Below are 19,144 nucleotides of genomic sequence, written 5' to 3'. Positions count from 1 at the left end.
TATACTTTATAAGATTTTAGTTCTGAATTGCTTTTTTTTCCAAAGAATTAATATAGGCATTCCAACCTTCATTTTTATAGGTAACTGCTGCTGCCTCCGGATCTTCAGACTTATAAATTCCTCTTCCTACAATGATGAAATCTGTGTGTAAAGTTTTGAAAACGTGTTCCGGAGTATTATATTGTTGTCCTTTTCCATCTCCTGAATCTGCAAGGTTTACCCCTGGAGTGAATAGTAAAAGATCTTCAGGGATTTTATTCTGAGAAACTCCACCGATTACATTAGGATGAGATATGGCTACTTTTAATGCTTCTTCACGATAGCTGGCTGTAGTTAATGCACCTTTGGAAGACATTCCAACAATCGCTACTACTCCTACATTTTTGAAGCAATCTAGAGATTCAAAACCACCAATAACCTGAGAAGTTACAAAATCAGCCCAATCTGTAATTTTGAAAACTCCACTTGTAAATTGTAATTCCTGAGTATTTCCGATGTCTGCAAATTTTCTGTCTTCCATTAATAAGAACTGGTGTCTTGCAGCAATTTCTTTTAAAGGAGTAATTGTTTTTTCATACTCAAAATCAGAAATAATATCAATGTGTGTCTTTAAAGCAGTGATGTGCGGACCCACTTTTTCAGCAAATGCTAACAATTCCTGAGTAGTTGTAACATCAGCAGAAGCAATCAGGTTAGATTTTTTTGCTAAAGCTGTTTCCAGTAATTTTTTTGAAACAGAATGTTGGGTATTGCTTAGCTTTTGTTCATAAGAAGCTCTGGTTTCTTCTGCAAACTGAATGTGATTACCCTGTAAGAAGTCCTGAATTCTCTTCACTTCTTCGTCTGATAATTCACCAGTTTCCTGAAGAACGCCACATACTTCCGAAATATTGAAAAGAGTATGTACTCTATATCCTTTGCTTTCTAAAAGTTGTTTTCCGCCCTGTTCTCTGTCCAGTACTACTACAATGTCGGAAACTTTAAGATCTTCCTGTTCTATTTCCGGAATGGTCTCTAGCAAAGATTTTCCTGAAGTGATAACATCTTCTACCAATAGACAATTTTGCCCCTTCTGATAAATTCCTTCAATCAGTTTCTTGGTACCATAACTTTTCGCTTCTTTTCTTTTAATAATTAATGGAATATAGCTTTCCAGTGACATTGCTGTTGCCATAGGAAGAGCAGCATAAGGAACTCCACATATTAAATCAAAATTATCCAACGGAAGCATTTCCAATAAATAATTAGCCAGATTTTTTAAGATTTTAGGATCTGAAGCCAAAGGTCTTAAGTCTACATAAAAAGGGCTTTCGATACCACTTTTCAAGGTAAACCTTCCAAATTTAATGATGCCTAGCTTGTAGCACTCCAAAAAGAATTCTTTTTTACTTTCCATTATTTTTTATTAGATATTGCAAATTTAAGGATTTGAAATAAGGCTTAAAAATTTATCGCCCATTTGCTCATAAAAAAACCATTCTGGAACTCACAGAATGGTTTTGAAAAATATAAATAAACTATTATTTTACGATTTCGGCATCAATCACTTGGGTGCCATTATATTTTTGTTCAGCTTCCCAAAGTAAGAATTTATCAACCTCTTTGATAAGTTTTGGAATGGTAAGTGACAATACTGCCAAATCGTCCATAACTCCAAGTACCGGGATGGCAAATTCAGGAAGAAGGTCAATAGGAGAGATGACATATAAAATTCCTAATAGCGGAAGAATAATGTCAATGGATTTTATAGGATAAACTCCTTTTCTCCACATTTTTACCATTCTGAAAATATCAGGGATCTTTTTTACAAAGCCCTTGTGACTAATAGCTTCTTTTGCAAGATTTAATTTTGAATATTTCATTTTGTGTTTGGATTTAAACAAATTTTTCAACATTATAAATTTCACAAATCCTGTACCAACAAATTATAAAATTTAGTTAAAAAATTATTTGATGATATTATCAATAAACTGGTGTACGGTCTCTGAGTCCCAGTCTTTTGTGGCATCTTCCTTAATAAGGATTCTGCCTGTTTTATCCAGAAGGAAAGTGGTAGGGAAAACCTTAGGAAGAATTTTTTCAGATATAGGGCTTTGAGCAATATATACCGGCACTGTATAATTATTTTCCTTTAAAAATTTTCTTACATCTTCTTCTTTATCATTCATGGCAATAAGAACAAAATCTACATGATCTTTTCTGGAATCATACAGTTTTTGAATAGATGGCCATTCTTTTCTGCACGGTGGGCACCATGTTCCCCAAAAATTAAGGAAAACAGCTTTGTTCTTAAAATTCTTAAGGTTGGTACTTGGTGCGTTGATTCCTTTAAGTTCTACATCATAATCTTCTTCATTGATATGTACGGCATTTTCAATGGTAGCAATGGGGAAGAATTGATTTTTCAAAAAATCCTTTACTCCTGGTACAAATAGAACAATACCGATGATGGCAATAATTACAATATAAATGATACTTTTTTTCATATCCTGTTTTTTATAACAGATCTAAGATTTCCTGAACGGCATCTTTTCCTCTGTTTTTAGCATAATAGATCTGCAGGTCATTATAGAAAGTATCTTTTGGATAACCTTCAGGATCTGCTTTATATTTCATCAGTAATTCATAACCATACTTTGGACGTGGTCCCCATGAATTTTTTACATTAAAATCTTTATCCAAGATCAATACTTTAGGAATAGACTCTGTACCGTTGGTTAAAAATTGATTGATAAGGCTCTTATCACTGTCTCTTAAAAAAACTCTTATTTCATTATGCCCTTCAAAGAATTTAAATATGGCAGGAACGGTTGCACTGGCATCTCCACACCAAGCCTCAGAAATGATTAAAATCTTTCCATCGAAATTCTTAGCTTCTAATTCTTTTCTCTGATCTTCATCCGGAACATACTTTTTTACAGTTCTGTCCATTCTCTGAAGCCCCAGTTCATAATATTGTTTATATTCAATTTCCTGTTCGTTGGCAGGATTGTCTAATCTTTGTTGTGCAATTTGAAGGTATTCTTCAAAAGAAATTCCCTGATCCCAGTAGTTTTTCATTACCAAAAATATTTATATTAAAAATTATTGATGTTTCTTGTTTTATTAATCAAAAATAAGTCGGCCAATACAAATGCAGCAAGGCTTTCCACTACAGGAACGGCTCTTGGCACTACACATGGATCGTGACGGCCTTTTCCTTCTACAATAACAGGATTTCCTTCCTTATCAATACTGTCCTGAGGTCTTAAAATAGTAGCGACAGGCTTAAAGGCTACACGGAAATAAATATCCATTCCGTTAGAAATACCACCTTGAATACCACCTGATAAGTTGGATTTTGTAGAGAAATCGGTGTTGAACTGGTCATTATGTTCTTTTCCTGTCATTTTTGCTCCACAGAAACCACTTCCATATTCAAAACCTTTGCAGGCATTGATATTCAGCATTGCTTTTGCCAGTTCTGCCTGAAGTTTGGAAAATATAGGCTCACCAATTCCTACAGGAACGTTTTTGATAACGCAGGTAATGGTTCCTCCAATGGTATTTCCTTCTTTTTTAATTTCTTTGATTTTGGCAATCATTTTTTCTGCCGTCTCCGCATCCGGGCAACGTACATCATTGCTTTCCGTTTGAGAAAAGTCAAGAGCCTGGTATGGTTTTTCACAGAAAATATCACCTACAGACGAAACATAAGCATTGATTTCAATCTCTGGTAAAAGTTGTTTAGCTAATGCTCCGGCAACTACCCAGTTCATGGTTTCCCTTGCCGAAGATTTTCCACCGCCACGATAATCTCTTAAACCAAATTTTTGATCATAAGTGAAATCAGCATGACTAGGACGATAAGCCTGAGCAATATGGTCATAATCCTTTGATTTCTGATTTTCGTTTTCAATGATAAAACCGATGGGCGTACCTGTTGTTTTCCCATCAAAGATCCCGGAAAGAAACTTTACTGTGTCGCTTTCTTTTCTTTGAGTAACAATAGCAGACTGGCCGGGTTTTCTTCGATTCAGTTCATATTGAACCTTATCGAGATCTACCGTTAAACCTGCCGGAAAATTATTGATGATACCGCCATAAGCCACTCCGTGACTTTCTCCAAATGTTGTAAGACTAAGAAGATTACCTAATGAATTGAACATGATACAAAATTACCTTTTTTTCTTCAGATAATAAAGTTTCGGCATTTGTTCTATTTATGAATTTTTTCGATAATATTAATAGTCGCTGCTGCTTCCTTTTTTTCTTCAGAAGTCATTGTCTTCCAGATAAATCCTTTTGAAACATCATTTTTGTTGATAGGTTGAGGGAAAATGCCTGCTTTTGCATCGTCAAAAATAAAGCTTGCGGAAATAGCAGGAAGAGGTGTTTCAAAGTTGTAAGGATAGTTTTTTGAAACATTAAACTTCAGATTTCCTACCTTAAAAGTATCAAATTGATGATATTCATAAACTGAAGGTTGGTAAAGTTGCTCTTTTTTAAAGCCAACCATGAAATTCCCCAGCTGAAAACTTGGAATATATTGTTGAATAAGACCAGGGAAAGATAATAATGAAACAAAAAATAAACTGAGTACAGAAAAAACAGCAATGGATTTTCTTTTATTTAAGTATTCATGGAAGAGAACAAAAAATATAACGAAAAATACATCAATAAAAAATCTGTATTGGGCAGAAAAAGCCAGTACAAATATGCTTTTTATTAACAGTGAAATGCAGATCAACGTAATAAGTTTCTTTTTTTTTACCCATGCAAATACAGAAAAAATGCATAAGCATGCGATGAAAAAAATATTGATTTTTGATTTGATACCCTTCAGAAAAAACCAGTTCTTTATATGATCCCATGAGGAAAACTTTTGAATTTCTTCATATGAATACTGCATGTCATAGGTTTTCAGAATAGCGTATTGTGAAGAGGTTTTCAGTACTTCAGGATTAGGTTTCCAACTGAAGCCAAAGTCTCCTATAGATACAGGGAATATAGGATATCCGAATGTCCAGATATTTTTAATAAAGAATAAAAACAAGATGGCGCTTCCAAAAATCAGTTTTTTAAAATTTGATTTGAGAATAAAAATATTACAAAGGAAAACCAGTAGAGGCAGCCAAATCATGGTTGGTTTTATGGTAAAAACAAAAGCTGAAAAGGCAAAGAGTAGACTGATGTTTTTATTTCCGGATATCATTTCGTTTAAGATAATTAAAGAAAAGATAATAACCGGAAGATCCGGGCTTGGCGACTGTGCAAAAAGTAATAAAACCGGGAGAAAACATAGATGAATCCAGTTTTTTCTTTCAACACTATAAATGCTATAGATAATTAGTAGGATTGAATTGATTCTCAGAAAAGGATCTGAAAAATTGGAAAACCCTGCCTGAAAAATATGCCACACCGACATTTGTCCCAAAGTAAGGTCCAGATTGGAAATTCCCTTAATAAGTCCATATTCTGTCAGCCATTTAATGGTGGGAACATAATATCCGAAATGATCCAATATATAAGGATAATAGGCTCCGGTAAATAATATAATAGCGGAAATGAATGCTATTACAAGGGTATCTTTTTTTGAAAACCAATAGAATTCCTGGTATAATTTTTTTTTTAAAAAGTAGAGTAGACCTAATAAAACAGTAGGGATTTCTACATAAATATTTAAGGGAATAAAAAAAGAAATAGCAGTCCATACAAGACTTACTCCCATAATTCCTGAAATAATTTTTCCTGAGATTCCCTGAAATAAAATCCCACAGAATTTTTCCATGATTTTCCCGAGTCCGGATAAGACTGGTAGAAGAAAAATAGTGGAACAGAGAATTAATATCATAAAAAAAGATTGCCTAAAAATAAGCAATCTTTATATGTTATGGTGAAAAAAATTATCTTCTCGGTTGTACTCTTCCGTCTTTTCTATCCTGTGATCTACCAATAGTGTATCCGGTAGCTCCACCTACCACACCTCCGATTACAGCACCCAGTCCTCTGTTTTTCTTAGCAACAATAGCTCCTACAGCGGCACCACCTACAGTACCAATGATAGTACCTTTGGCTGCTTTACTCATTCCTTTTTTCTGAGTAGTTCCTTGTGAAGCACTACTTCCGTTGTCAGCATATCCACCGTTGCTTCCGCCTCCTGAGTTGGAATTAGAGCTTCTGTCGCGGTATACCGTTCTTGTTTCTCTTATCACTTTTGGTTTCGAATTATTTTCAGCAGTAGCTTTTGCTTTTTTGGTTTCAGAGATGCTATCTGCTTTTTTCTGAGCTTCATACACCAGCTTTTCTTTTTCAATAGCCAGTTTTTGTCTCTCTATTTCAAGCTGTCTTGATTGGAATTCAAGCTTTTGCTCTTCCAGTGATTTCTCAGCAACTTTGTCGTCCTTCTTGCAGGCCGTTAATAAGAAAACGGATAAAAAACCTGCTAATACTATCTTTCTCATAATTCAAATTTTAATAAGCTTAAGCCAAAACGACTTTAGATTTAGTTTTATTTTCAATTATGAAGCCAAATTTCAGTTAAAGAGTGTTAAAGTTGATAATAAAAGGATGGTATTAATTTTAAATCCTGATAAATCTCATAATAATAGGATGGATATTGAAAAGTTAAGCATCCGGTTTGTGAAAGAAAATTGTAGCTTTCAGATTCGAAAATTAATCTTCTAAACGAGATTCATCATAGTTCCTTGGTTATGCCAGAGGATTTTTAGGAGAAGGAATTTGTAAAGTATAGTTAATCCTTAGTTTTTGTTGAATTAATTTATGATGCCTACTTTTGGAAAACTAAATTACTTTCAATATGAAAAAATCAATTTTTACAGTAGCAGCTGTAGTAGGACTGCTGACTGTTACCACTTCGTTTTCTTCTACTGATGTTGTAGAAGCTCCATCTAAAGCTTGTACAGAAGTTTCTGTTCAGGACGCAAAAACAAAAACATATCCTGTTCGTTATGGACTTATATCCAAAAGTGGAACTAAAATGCTTTCAGGGTCAGGATTTGATCTGGGAGGTTTTGTTGCCAAAAATACTGCTACAGGAGATGAGTATTTCACTGGGCAAAATAATTACGGAGCCCTTCCGCAATATTCTGAGGAAGATCTTCCGGAAGGAACTTATGAGTTCTCAGGTATCCAAGGTCAGGGAGGCTGGGTAGGTTATGGAACAGTAATTGCTGCTGTATCAGATGATAATATAGACGATGACGGATACATTACCATATATATTCCAATCACCTGGGAAGAATAACTTTGTGAAAGAGAAAATATTTATTTACATTTACCAATCCTCAAATGAGGATTTTTTAATCAATATAGAGTAATGAATAACTGTTGAATATATCAAAACTATGTATGGACCAGATATAAACAGTTTATATTATATTCTGTTTGGATTTTTCTGAATAGATTTTTTTCATCATTTGTGTTTTTTAGGCCTCCTGAATGGGGGCCTTTTGTATTTTTATTCATCAAAAATGAGCCTGCCATCAAAAGGATGATCCCAAACTATAAATATGCGGTCATTTAGTCTTCTAACAGGAGTTTGTACTATTTCATATTCGCCTTTTTCATTCAGTCTTTGTACAATAAGATCTATACCTTCTCCTATTTCGCTTATTTTAAATTCAATCTGATATTGCTCTTCATCGTTTGGAGCAAAATCTGCTTTTTTAAATTTTTTTGTGACATGATATTAGATTTAAATATTATGTTAAATAACAGAATAAATTGTGCCAAGTTGTAATTTTTTCTGTCTTTTTTGGCTTTATACTTTATTTTGAAGAATCTCTCTCTTTTGCTTAATTTTTATTTTAAAGTTTTTTTTAAATTATTAATTTGTTAATTATTGTGGGGTTTGATGGTTGTGTTATGTTGTTTAGTGGAGTTATTATTTGTATATGTTTAATGTTCAATGTGTTTTGAATGTTGATTTTTTATTTTTGTTTTCTCTGTTTATGAAGAAATTTTTATTTTTTCTCAAGAAAAAGTAATTCTTGGCACGATTTTTCAATATAACAATGCAACTCATGTTTAATTTGAGTTTTCATGGTTATTAGTTTTTATCCTCGGAATTTCCGAGGATTTTTTTTGTTCCTATATGAGGGTACTCATAAAAGGCAGTATGCTGGTTCATTTATAATTGGTAAGATAAATTTTTATCCATCATCGCTTTTGCATTATTTAGCAGGCTACTCCTGAGTAGAAGAGCTTATTTTATTTTGATATTCTATCTATTTAACTAATGTTTTTGCTTTTGAAATAAGTAGGGATAAACTTTATAATGATCCTTCTTTGACAACTACGGAAAACCATAAACTTGGCATTATTTTTTTTTACAAGTTTGTATAGTTTCAAATATAACCGCTTATATTTTTTAATTGGGAAAAAAAATATAATAATAAGCATTATCTAAAACTATAAAAATGGAAAAGAAAAGACCTGCTATACCTAACGAGATAAAAAGAGCTGTTCGTCAGCGATGTGGATTTGGTTGTGTGATTTGTGGAAATCCGGTTATTGATTATGAGCATATTGAGGAATATCATAAAGTTAAAAAACATATAGAAAAGGATATTACACTTTTGTGTCCATTACACCATAGAGAAAAGACAACAGGAAGACTTCCAAAAATTGTTGTAATTGAGTGTGACAAAAATCCTTATAACCTTAGAAATGATATAACAGGAAGTAATCAACTTTATTATTTTGGTAATGAAGCTGCTTTTAAATTGGGAAGTGTTGAGTTTAGAACAAGAGATTATGGTGAAGGTAGTTTTCTTGCTCCTCTAGTCCTCTATGATGAAGTTCCTTTATTTTTTGTTTTAGAAGAAAAAGAACTACTACTTGGTGTAAAATTACGTGATAAAGATGGTAATGTTATTTTACTAATTGAAGAGAGTGAATTAAAAGTAAGTATTGGTGTTTGGGATTTTGAATATTTTGGAAAAACATTAATTATCAGAGAAAAAGCATATAAAATTTATGTTGAAGTAGAATTTATTACTCCGGACACTGTAAATTTTAAACGAGGAAGAATTTTTTGTAAAGGTGGACTTTTCGAAATAACTTCTCAAAAAAAACTTATTTATAAAGGACGAGATCTAGATACAAGCTTTATCCATGGTACAATTCATAGTCAGGTTGGAATAGTGGTAGATGAAAAAGTATCAGATTATACTGGAGCTTTCTTTTTATGGAGTCCAAAAGATTAGGGACAAGCTATTATGTAGGGGAGATTGTAAATTATCTATAGCTGAAGATGGACAATAAAAAACCCCTAAATGAAATTTAGAGGTTTTAAAGAGGTACCTAGCGGATTCGAACCGCTGTAGATGGTGTTGCAGACCACTGCCTAGCCGCTCGGCCAAAGTACCATGTCTTACCATTTTTGAGGTGTGCAAATATAGCTAAATTTCTATACAAACCAAAGTTTTCAAGCGATTTCTTTCATTTTTAAACTGTGAATTTTGCTTTTAGCCTGTTTTTCAGACTGATAATTTTTACTATTGATTATTCGTTTTTCTTAGATTATTAAGACTTCATTGAACCTGAAAAAGCCTAAAGCATCAAGAAATTTGTATCTGGTAAGATTTTTTTAGTTTTAGAACCCGTTGACAAGAAGTTTTAAGGTGGCATTGGTATCAATGACAGCTGTAATTCCTGTACTGTTGAGAAGGATTTTACTCGGTTTCAGGTTAAATACCTTTCCACTCATCTTTAATCCTTTATAATACTCTTTATTGAAAGCTTCTTCAATACTTTTTCTAGATGTTTCTTCCAGTTCCTGAGTCGGAATTCCGTATTCCTCTTCAATCATCTTTACGATTTTTCCCTGAAATAGAAGAGAAGCTGTTTTTTGAAGAATATTCATTGTTTTCAGTTTGAATTTGGTATCAGATAAGATAATTTTTCTTTTAGTTTCATCATATACCGGAATTCCTGAAATAACAGCAGTTCCTTTGATATAGCCTTCTGTCTGTGCTTCAATGAGAATTCTGTTATCTACGCCATACACTCTAATGTCAGTTACTTTTACTTTGGAATCTCTAATGTCAAATTCCTTATTCATAAAAGTTTTTCTGGCCATATTGCTGGCTTCCGTAAAAGGAATATTAGCTGTTGTTTGCAGCATGAATTTATCAGCAACAGTAGGAGAGAAATTAAAATTGGCTGCTGATGTTACAGTGGGAGAAGCAGCAGGCTTACTTCCGGTAAATGTTTCTGAGAAAATATCAATTCCAAGGGTGGCATTAATCTGATTTCCGTAAAATTTTAATGGTGCAATATTAACACCAACGGGGCTTACTTTCAGCCAGGTGTTGTATTCTTCTGAAATATTGAATGGCTGTGCAAAGGTATTCCACGCCATAACAGCATACTGCTGGAAATTCAGCTGAGTAGCCATTTGCTGATCGATCGTTTTACAGAATTTTTCCTGTTGTTCTTTCAAACTTTTTTCAACGATAGGGGTTATCGGAATCTGTATTCTGCCATAATCCAATACAGGTTTTGTTACCCATCGGAAGCCGTTGGGCTGAGTATTGGTAGTAATTGTCCAGTTATTTTTGAAAGTAACAGTTGTATTAAAGGACATTACTGTTTCAAAAGTGGTGTTCTGATAGGAATATACACCAAGGGTTCCAATTCCTTTTTCTGCCCAAATCTTTAATGGAACTTCAATCAAAAGGTTTTGGCTGGTTCCGCCTACCAAACGGATAGGTCTTGTTTTCCAGACTTTTACTTTAAATTGATCGTTGTTATTATCTGTATAAGAATCATCCTGGTAGATAAGATCTTTTACAGAGGCGTTTACCATATTGCTAAGCTCTGAAAGAGGAATAGTTACCGGCATGGTAATGCTGGATTTGATCTTTGGAAAGTTATAACTTGCCAATTGATTATCAATGCTTGCCTGACCGAAAGTATTGATGAATGCTACTAAAAATAATATTTTAATGAATTTCAATTTTGTATTTTTTTAATGAAATAAAAATAAGAATTTTAATTTTCCGGTTTAAAGCTTTTTTCCAGTTCAATGCTTGCTCCTTTCATTTCGCCCTGCATAGGCGGTGCTGTTTTGGTAAGCTTAAGCTTGATATAGTCGATTTGCGGAAAACGATCATGTATTTTTGAAATAATTCTTCCTGCAACGTGTTCCAGTAGTTGAGATTTGATCTTCATTTCCTGATGAATGATTTCATTAATATCAGCATAACTTATGGTGTCATTCAGATCATCGGATTCTGCTGCTTTCCACAAATCGGTATGAAGTTCTGCATTTAAAATATAATAGGTGCCAATAATATTTTCTTCGGGTAAAACCCCGTGGTAGGCATATATTTTTACATCTTCAAGATATATCTTACTCATTGCTTAATTTTTATCAAGCAAAAATCGCTTTAATTCTTCAAAATCTGTATTTATTTCTACAGTTTTTTTCTCCTTTTTCATCAGAGCGCTCAGAGACTGAGGAATTTCAATTTCTGTTTTGATGGCATTTTCTACGGCATCAGGAAATTTCACAGGATGGGCTGTTCCTAGAATAAAACCTTTTTTACCTGGATTTTCTTTAAGATACTGCTCAAGAGAAGCAAAAGCTACAGCACTGTGGGGGTCCAGAATATAATGATCTCTGGTATAAACTTCTTTAATCGTCTGCATGGTTTTTTTGTCATCTATAGAATAACCAGATATTTTATTCCTCAAAGAATCAAATTCATTATTAAAGAGCTCCAGTATTCTGACAAAATTGCTTGGATCTCCCACGTCCATTGCATTGGATAGAGTAGCTACAGCTTTTTTAGGACTAAAATCTTGGGTTTTCAGATATTCGGGAACCACATCATTAGCATTGCAGGCTGCAATAAAATGTTCTGCAGGAAGCCCTCGAAGATGAGCTAAAATTCCGGCACAGATATTTCCGAAATTCCCACTTGGAACACCAATTACTGGAGCCTCATTTTCTGTTTTCTGCCATTGTTTTAATGCTAATAAATAATAGATCTGCTGCGGAAGCCATCTTGCCACATTGATAGAATTAGCAGAAGTCAGGAATAATTTATTATTGATTTCCTCATTGGAGAAAGCTTGTTTTACCAGACTTTGACAATCATCAAAACTACCATTCACTTCCAGCGCATAAATATTTTTTCCCAATGCTGTAAGTTGCTTTTCCTGAACAGGGCTTACCCTATTTTTAGGATAAAGAATAACAACCTCAATGCCTGGAAGATCATAAAAACCATGGGCAACAGCTCCTCCGGTATCTCCGGAAGTGGCTACTAAAACGGTCACTTTTTTCTGCTGATTTTCTAGAAAATAAGACAGGCATCTGCTCATAAATCCTGCACCAATATCCTTGAATGCAAGGGTAGGACCGTGAAAAAGCTCCAAAACTGAGATGTCATCAGTGATTTTTTTCAAAGGAATTTCAAAACTAATGGTTTCAGCAATGATCTTTCTCAGTATTTCTGAAGGAATTTCATCTCCTACAAAGTCTTTCAAGCATTGATAAGCAATTTCCTCATCAGAATATTGTTGAAGGTTTTGAATAAATTCTTCGTTGAATGAAGGGATATTTTCAGGAAAGAACAATCCTTTGTCTTTTCCCTGTCCCTTTATAGTTGCAGTTCTGAAATCTACTTTTTCTTCACTGTCTTTTAAATTATAATATTTCATCTGTTTTAATCTAATTGGGGTTCTTCAATGATTTCAATTCCTGCGGGATTTATTTTTGAGATATATACGAAGTTCTCGATATTGATTTCGTCATACATAGATTTCATCAGGTCAGCAATCTTTTCTGCTGTTTCTTTTTTTTCTGCGAGCATGAAAATAGAGGGTCCTGATCCTGAAATTCCACCTCCTAATGCTCCAATCTGAAGGCTCTTTGATTTAATTTCATCAAATCTTGGGATTAAAATACTTCGTACAGGTTCTATAATGACATCGTTGAGACTCCTGCCAATTAATGCAAAGTCATTTTTCTGAATGCCGGCTACTAATCCTGCAATATTTCCCCATTGTTCAACAGCACTTTTCAATGTAATATTTTTCTTTAAAATCTGTCTTGAATCGGAAGTTTTAACTTCCACCTGAGGATGTACAGCGACAACAAATAAATCAGGGGCGTTCAAAGGGATAATATCAATTGGATCAATAGATTTTACCAAAGTGATTCCACCATAGATGCATGGGGCAATATTATCCGCATGCCGAACCCCGGAAGCAAGTTCTTCCCCAAACATGGCAAAATGGACCATTTCGTCTTTTGACATAATATTTCTTAACAGGATGTTGGCTCCCAGGGCGGCTCCAGCGGCGCTAGCCGCGCTGGAGCCAAGCCCGCTTCCTGGTTTTATATGTTTATGAATAATGACCTCAAAACCATTTTTTAGGTTGAAATACTCCTTTATTTTTAAAAGTACCACACCGGCTACATTTTTAGTAGGCTCTTCAGGAAGACCAAAAGAGTCTTGATGTTTGATGATAACTTCCGGAGTTTCCAGTAACCGGATTTCCATCTCATCATACGGTTCATTAACAGCCATTCCCAGGATATCAAATCCGCATACCAGATTGGCTACAGTAGCCGGAATTTTTAATTTTACTTTTTTCATATTTTTTGTTTTTAAACTGAACGGATGATGTCTGCAAAAATCCCACTGGCTGTTACTTCAGCTCCTGCACCGGCACCTTTTATTACCAATGGCTGCTCGGAATATCTTAAGGTTTTAAAAATGACAATATTATCTTTCCCATAAAGGTGAAACAGATCACTTCCTGGAGCTACATGCTGTAAACCTACCTTAGCTTTTCCATCTTTAAATTCTGCAGTATACTTCAATATTTTTCCTTCTTGTTGAGCATTGTCAAATAAAGATTTAAAATGAATTTCATATTCTTTAAGCTTTTCATAAAAATGTTCTACACTTCCTTCCATACAGGCTTCAGGAAGAAAACCTATGTTTTCAATCTCTTCAAACTGAAGTGGATATCCGGCTTCTCTGGCAAGTATTAAAATTTTTCTGGCGACATCTGTTCCTGAAAGATCAAGTCTTGGATCCGGTTCTGTATAGCCTTCTTTCTGTGCCTGAGCTACAACTTCAGAAAATATTTTGCTTCCGTCATAAGTATTGAAAACAAAGTTTAATGTTCCGCTTAGCACAGCTTCAATAGACGTTATTTTATCGCCGCTTTTGATGAGATCATTGATAGTTCCGATGACCGGAAGTCCGGCTCCTACATTCGTTTCAAAATGAAAACTGCAATTATGATTTCTGGCAGTATTTTTTAATATTTTGTACTTCTCAAAATCTGATGAAGCGGCAATTTTATTACAAGCGACAATATTGATACTTCTTTTCAACAGGCTTTCATATACTGCCGGAGTTTCAGCACTGGCAGTGATATCTACAAAAACAGAATTTCTTAGATTACGGGCAATGATTTCCTCTGTAAATTTTTGAGCTGAAGCTTCAAAACCAGATTCATCCCAATTCATATATTCCTCTTCGGAAATTCCATGGTCTGCAAAGATCATTTTTCGGCTATTGGATAGACCGGCAATTCTTAAATTAATAAAATGATTATCTCTTAGATATTGATTCTGGTTATAGATTTGTTGGATCAATTTTTTGCCTACATTTCCTGTTCCACAGATATAAAGATGGATCTGTTTTATTTCTGATTCAAAAAATTCTTCGTGAAGGACATTGACGGCTTTTCTGGCATCTTTTTCAGCAATAACCACACTGATATTTCTTTCTGAAGATCCTTGTGCAATCGTTCTGATATTGATTCCGTTATTACCAAGACAACCAAACATTTTGGCACTTACGCCGCTCTTGCTTTTCATATTTTCTCCTACCAAGGCTATAATAGAAAGACCAGCTTCAATGTGGGCCGGAGCTATTCTTTTTAAATTTATATCATCTGCAAAAGAAGCATTGATTGCACTTTCGGCGGCTACCATATCTTTTTCATGAATAGCAATGGTGATGGAATGTTCCGAAGACCCCTGTGTAATCAGAATAACATTTATTTTTTCCTGGCTCAGACATTGAAACAGTTTCGCAGAAATACCGGGAATTCCTACCATTCCACTGCCTTCTAAAGTAAGAAGAGCAATATTACCCATATTTGAAACCCCAACTGCTACCTGCTGTTGTTCATTTTCTGAAATAGTCAGATTGTGGGAAACCAATGTTCCTAGCGCTTCCGGATCAAAAGTATTTTTAATTTTAAGGTTAATATTTTTTACCATCACTGGTTGAATAGATGGTGGATAAATAACTTTTGCTCCAAAATGGGAAAGCTCCATAGCTTCATGATAGGAAATTTCCGAAATAGGTTTTGCATGAGATGCCAAGCGTGGATCGGCGGTCATCATCCCACTTACATCAGTCCAGATCTGAAGCTCTTCTGCTTGTATGGCGGCAGCAATAATAGCTGCAGTGTAATCTGAGCCACCACGTCCTAATGTGGTAATACGACCTTTTTCGTCACTGGCTATAAAACCTGGACCAATGAAGATACGACTCTGATGTTTGTTGAAATAATTTTTAAAGTTATCTTCAGTTACATTGAAATTCACTTTTGCATGGGTAAAATTGCTGTCAGTTCTGATGAGTTCTGCAGCATTCATCCATAGACAATCCAATTTCTGATGCTGAAGTCTGGCTGCAATAATGCTGGATGACAGAAACTCTCCATAAGAAGCAATTTTGTCTTTGATTCTTGGAGTAAGTTCACCAAGAACAAAAATTCCGTTGTATAAATCTTCCAGATCATTGAAATGTTTTTTCACAAAACTTAGCAGAGAACTTTGTTCTAAAACAGGAATTAGTTCCTTGACAAGGTTTAAATGTTTTTCTTCTGCATTTTTAAGATGCTGTAAATAATCTTCATTTTTAACGGAAGCATATTCCGCAGCGTTAATAAGAAGATCTGTTACTCCATGAAGTGCTGATACAATGATTACAACATTGTTTTTAGAAGACTCTTTTTTGATAATGTCTTCCACCAGCAGGATATTCTGAGAATTGGCGACTGATGTTCCACCGAATTTTAAGATTTTCATCTATTATTTATTTGAGGTTAGATAAAGTGAGAGAGCTACTCTTTGAAAAAAAGAGTACAGGGTACCGGAAATAATATGTGAAAATTTACCCCTTTATGGGGTAGTTGTTGTAGTTGTAAAAGTAGAAACAGAAGATACTCCTGAAATAGGTGACTTCAGGATAGAAATATCAGATATGTTTCTTAGAAAACTCATTGTAACGGAACAAATGTACAAATTATTTTGGAATAGCAAACTTTTAAGATAATAAATTAATAAGTCCTTTTTTAGAGAAATATTTTGTCTAATTAATTAAAAACCTTACATTTATATAACTAACTATACCGAAAATCCAATGAAAAATTCAAAAAAAATTAAAAGAGAATATTTAAAATCAATTAATGGTGGGGGGAATTGGGACTGCTTTGAAACCTGTCCTGTTGGGCCTTATGGTCCGAATGAACCAAGATCATGTGGAGATTATCATGGACTGCCAGAGTGCTGTAAAAAAAGAGTACTGGTAAGTATGGATTGTATAGGTCCATATTAATTCCTTATTAATAATAGAAGAACATTGTTGTATAACATTGCATTTTGCTTATCATCTTAAAATTAAAATATTATGAAAACATTTAAAAAATTATCAAGAGACCAAAAGAAAAACATCAGTGGTGGTGCAACACAGATTCAAATTGAAGCATGCGGAAGTGAACAACTTGTATGCTTTATGGGAGGAGGCAAATGGGGATGTTGGCTAAAGCCTGGTGGAAAATGTTATCCTCCGATGCTGTAATTTGAATCAAATTGAAATCATTCAAAATCTTTACAGTATGAAAAAATTATCAAGAATAAAATTAAAAAATATCAACGGTAATGGAATGTCCGGTTGTGCAGGATGTCCAACAGGAGGTAATTATGGTGATGGCCCCGAATATACCAATAGCTGTATGGCTTTTTGGGGATTATCTCCTAATTGCAGAAACTGTGTGGATGTAAGTGCAGATTGCTATGGTTCAGACTATTCTGATTACTTCGGACACTAGGCCAAACTACTATTTTACAAGATCAAAAAATTAAAACTACCATGAAAAATTTAAAGAAATTAAACAGAAAAGAGCTTGGATACGTAAACGGTGCAATAGGATCAAACTGCAGCAGATGTCCACAACATACAACTTATGGAACTGGGCCAAACGATGCTCCATGCAGCGCTTACCAGGCACTTCCTTTATACTGCAAAGCGTGTGTAATTGTAAGTATGGAATGTGTGGATGGCGGAGTTTCTTAATACATCTGGCCAAACAAAAATAAAAAAGCACTGTAATAAAAACAGTGCTTTTTGTTTACTTTATACTTTTAGAAAGATCAAGCATCGCCTCAATTGGCTTCAGTGCTTTTAATCTTAACTCTTCATCGATAAGGATCTCAGGAAGTTCATATTTCATACATAAATACAATTTTTCCATTGTATTACGTTTCATATAGAAACATTCTGAGCAGTTGCAGCTTTCATCAAAAACCAATGCAGGAATCAATTCCTTGTGTGGTGCGCGTTTTCTCATTTCGTGAAGAATTCCTTCTTCTGTTGCAATGATAAACTTCTGACAATCGTCTTTTTCTACATAATTCAATAGAGCAGAAGTGGAACCAATGAAGTGTGCTAATTTTAAAACAGCTTCTTCACTTTCCGGGTGTGCAATTAATTTTGCATCTGGGTTCTCTGCAAGTTGCTTTGCAATTCTTTCCATTGAAAATGCTTCGTGTACGATGCAGCTTCCATCCCAAAGGATCATATCACGGCCTGTCTTTTTAGATAAATATCTTCCAAGGTTTTTATCCGGTGCGAAAATAATTGGTCTGTCTTTAGGAAGAGCTTCAATTACTGTTTCCGCATTTGAACTTGTTACGATGATATCACTTTCTGCCTTTGTTTCTGCGTTACAGTTGATGTAAGTGGCAATTAAAGCGTTAGGATGTTGTTCACGCATTTTTCTCAAACCTTCTCCTGAACATCCGTCTGCCAAAGAGCATCCAGCCATCGTATCAGGAAGAACTACTTTTTTAGTTGGGTTAAGAATTTTTGCAGCTTCAGCCATGAAATGTACCCCACAGAATACAATCATATCAGCGTTGGTTTCCTTTGCCTGTCTTGCCAGCTGTAAAGAATCTCCAAGAAAATCAGCGATATCCTGAATTTCTCCCGGTTGGTAATAATGGGCAAGGATTACAGCATTTTTCTCTTCCTTAAGCTTCAGAATGGCTTTTACCAATTCTTCTCCCTGAGGAATCGTTATATCTTTTATATCCAGGAATCCTTTTACAGGAATCGCAGATTTAGCTTTTTCTAATGTTTCGGTACTCATATCAACCTTAATGTTTTTTTATTATCAAAAGTTAGAGGTTAGAAATTAGAAGTTAGATTTTGACGAAAGTATATCACTTCCATCTTCTGACCTCCATCTTCTGTCCATTAATTATTGATAAAACTTTTTATTAAACTTTCTATTTCTTTTTTAGCTTCATCAAGATCGGAATTGATTACGATCCTGTCAAATTCGCTGGCATAAGACATTTCTTCTTCAGCCTTTTCAACGCGGGTTTTGATGGTTTCCGCATCATCCGTGTTTCTTAAAATCAATCTTCGTTCCAGTTCTTCAATGGAGGGCGGCTCTATAAAAATAGACAAAGCCTTTTCTCCGAAGTATTTTTTCAGGGAGATTCCTCCTTTTACGTCTACATCAAAAATAACAACTTTTCCTTGATTCCAGATCTTTTCCACTTCAGATTTTAAAGTTCCGTAATATTTATCAGTGTATACTTCTTCATATTCTACAAAGGCATTTTCTGAAATTTTCTGTCGGAATTCATCAGGTGATAAAAAATGATAGTCCACAGCATGTACTTCACTTCCTCTTGGCTGTCTTGTAGTACATGATATTGAAAATTCCAGTTCCGGGAAAGTTTCCAGGGAATGCTTTACCAATGTGGTTTTTCCGCTTCCAGATGGCGCTGAAAATATAATTACTTTATCCATTTAGATTAGAGATTTTTAGATTGGAGATATGAGACAGCATCTCATAGTCTCCT

General features: G+C 34.5%; 20 protein-coding genes and 1 tRNA gene. 6 read left to right on the top strand and 15 right to left on the bottom strand.

Features of this window, described 5'->3' with window-relative positions; translation table 11 throughout:
* Window positions 1-16: 16 nt before the first annotated feature.
* From pyrF to CHSO_RS21695, 7 genes are all read right to left on the bottom strand, one after another.
* On the bottom strand, window positions 17-1,396 hold the full coding sequence (pyrF, locus tag CHSO_RS21725) for an orotidine-5'-phosphate decarboxylase (protein WP_045500805.1): 1,380 nt from the start codon (window positions 1,394-1,396) through the stop codon (window positions 17-19).
* Window positions 1,397-1,520: 124 nt separating this feature from the next.
* Window positions 1,521-1,862: a YkvA family protein gene (locus tag CHSO_RS21720; protein ID WP_045503131.1), complete on the bottom strand. Its 342-nt coding sequence runs from the start codon at window positions 1,860-1,862 to the stop codon at window positions 1,521-1,523.
* 84 nt (window positions 1,863-1,946) lie between these two features.
* Entirely contained in the window at window positions 1,947-2,486 is a 540-nt protein-coding gene (locus tag CHSO_RS21715; protein WP_045500803.1) for a TlpA family protein disulfide reductase, read from the bottom strand.
* A 10-nt stretch (window positions 2,487-2,496) separates the two neighbouring features.
* Window positions 2,497-3,060: a thioredoxin family protein gene (locus CHSO_RS21710; RefSeq protein ID WP_045500801.1), complete on the bottom strand. Its 564-nt coding sequence runs from the start codon at window positions 3,058-3,060 to the stop codon at window positions 2,497-2,499.
* Between the two features lie 17 nt (window positions 3,061-3,077).
* Window positions 3,078-4,148, bottom strand: a complete 1,071-nt coding sequence (gene aroC, locus CHSO_RS21705) for a chorismate synthase (protein WP_045500799.1) — start codon at window positions 4,146-4,148, stop codon at window positions 3,078-3,080.
* 50 nt (window positions 4,149-4,198) lie between these two features.
* The gene (locus CHSO_RS21700) at window positions 4,199-5,770 is read right to left on the bottom strand and encodes an LIC_10190 family membrane protein (RefSeq protein WP_232509110.1); all 1,572 of its coding nucleotides are present in this window, start codon (window positions 5,768-5,770) and stop codon (window positions 4,199-4,201) included.
* Window positions 5,771-5,885: 115 nt separating this feature from the next.
* The gene (locus CHSO_RS21695) at window positions 5,886-6,443 is read right to left on the bottom strand and encodes a glycine zipper family protein (protein ID WP_045500795.1); all 558 of its coding nucleotides are present in this window, start codon (window positions 6,441-6,443) and stop codon (window positions 5,886-5,888) included.
* 356 nt (window positions 6,444-6,799) lie between these two features.
* Here CHSO_RS21695 and CHSO_RS21690 point away from each other — a divergent pair, with 356 nt between their 5' ends.
* Window positions 6,800-7,246, top strand: a complete 447-nt coding sequence (locus tag CHSO_RS21690) for a hypothetical protein (RefSeq protein ID WP_045500793.1) — start codon at window positions 6,800-6,802, stop codon at window positions 7,244-7,246.
* 1,174 nt (window positions 7,247-8,420) lie between these two features.
* A complete protein-coding gene (locus CHSO_RS21685) occupies window positions 8,421-9,209 on the top strand; it encodes an HNH endonuclease signature motif containing protein (RefSeq protein WP_045500791.1) in 789 nt (262 codons plus the stop codon).
* A 91-nt stretch (window positions 9,210-9,300) separates the two neighbouring features.
* Here the strand turns inward: CHSO_RS21685 and CHSO_RS21680 are convergent.
* From CHSO_RS21680 to thrA, 6 genes are all read right to left on the bottom strand, one after another.
* Window positions 9,301-9,371 (bottom strand) — tRNA-Cys (locus CHSO_RS21680).
* 227 nt (window positions 9,372-9,598) lie between these two features.
* Window positions 9,599-10,963 (bottom strand): DUF4403 family protein, encoded by a 1,365-nt coding sequence (locus CHSO_RS21675; RefSeq protein ID WP_045500790.1) that lies wholly within the window; start codon window positions 10,961-10,963, stop codon window positions 9,599-9,601.
* Between the two features lie 35 nt (window positions 10,964-10,998).
* Window positions 10,999-11,367 carry a dihydroneopterin aldolase gene (folB, locus tag CHSO_RS21670; protein ID WP_045500788.1) on the bottom strand — a complete coding sequence of 123 codons (369 nt, stop codon included), beginning with the start codon at window positions 11,365-11,367 and terminating at the stop codon, window positions 10,999-11,001.
* Between the two features lie 3 nt (window positions 11,368-11,370).
* Window positions 11,371-12,675 (bottom strand): threonine synthase, encoded by a 1,305-nt coding sequence (gene thrC, locus CHSO_RS21665; RefSeq protein WP_045500786.1) that lies wholly within the window; start codon window positions 12,673-12,675, stop codon window positions 11,371-11,373.
* Window positions 12,676-12,680: 5 nt separating this feature from the next.
* The gene (locus CHSO_RS21660; RefSeq protein WP_045500784.1) at window positions 12,681-13,616 is read right to left on the bottom strand and encodes a homoserine kinase; all 936 of its coding nucleotides are present in this window, start codon (window positions 13,614-13,616) and stop codon (window positions 12,681-12,683) included.
* Window positions 13,617-13,627: 11 nt separating this feature from the next.
* Window positions 13,628-16,078 carry a bifunctional aspartate kinase/homoserine dehydrogenase I gene (gene thrA, locus CHSO_RS21655; protein ID WP_045500782.1) on the bottom strand — a complete coding sequence of 817 codons (2,451 nt, stop codon included), beginning with the start codon at window positions 16,076-16,078 and terminating at the stop codon, window positions 13,628-13,630.
* Between the two features lie 334 nt (window positions 16,079-16,412).
* Here thrA and CHSO_RS21650 point away from each other — a divergent pair, with 334 nt between their 5' ends.
* The 4 genes from CHSO_RS21650 to CHSO_RS21640 all read left to right on the top strand — a co-directional run bounded on the left by CHSO_RS21650 (window position 16,413) and on the right by CHSO_RS21640 (window position 17,345).
* Window positions 16,413-16,607, top strand: a complete 195-nt coding sequence (locus tag CHSO_RS21650) for a bacteriocin-like protein (RefSeq protein WP_045500780.1) — start codon at window positions 16,413-16,415, stop codon at window positions 16,605-16,607.
* A gap of 72 nt (window positions 16,608-16,679) precedes the next feature.
* Complete coding sequence (locus CHSO_RS26055) at window positions 16,680-16,850, top strand: bacteriocin-like protein (RefSeq protein WP_171817676.1); 171 nt, start codon at window positions 16,680-16,682, stop codon at window positions 16,848-16,850.
* A 37-nt stretch (window positions 16,851-16,887) separates the two neighbouring features.
* Window positions 16,888-17,100 carry a hypothetical protein gene (locus CHSO_RS21645; protein WP_045500778.1) on the top strand — a complete coding sequence of 71 codons (213 nt, stop codon included), beginning with the start codon at window positions 16,888-16,890 and terminating at the stop codon, window positions 17,098-17,100.
* 41 nt (window positions 17,101-17,141) lie between these two features.
* Window positions 17,142-17,345 (top strand): bacteriocin-like protein, encoded by a 204-nt coding sequence (locus CHSO_RS21640; protein ID WP_045500776.1) that lies wholly within the window; start codon window positions 17,142-17,144, stop codon window positions 17,343-17,345.
* Window positions 17,346-17,400: 55 nt separating this feature from the next.
* Here the strand turns inward: CHSO_RS21640 and nadA are convergent, their stop codons facing one another.
* On the bottom strand, window positions 17,401-18,420 hold the full coding sequence (nadA, locus tag CHSO_RS21635; RefSeq protein WP_045500774.1) for a quinolinate synthase NadA: 1,020 nt from the start codon (window positions 18,418-18,420) through the stop codon (window positions 17,401-17,403).
* Between the two features lie 107 nt (window positions 18,421-18,527).
* Window positions 18,528-19,091 (bottom strand): guanylate kinase, encoded by a 564-nt coding sequence (gene gmk, locus CHSO_RS21630; RefSeq protein ID WP_045500772.1) that lies wholly within the window; start codon window positions 19,089-19,091, stop codon window positions 18,528-18,530.
* Window positions 19,092-19,144: the final 53 nt, after the last annotated feature.

This window comes from Chryseobacterium sp. StRB126 (assembly GCF_000829375.1).
Lineage (GTDB): Bacteria > Bacteroidota > Bacteroidia > Flavobacteriales > Weeksellaceae > Chryseobacterium.
This window is presented reverse-complemented; position numbering and strand designations above follow the sequence as displayed.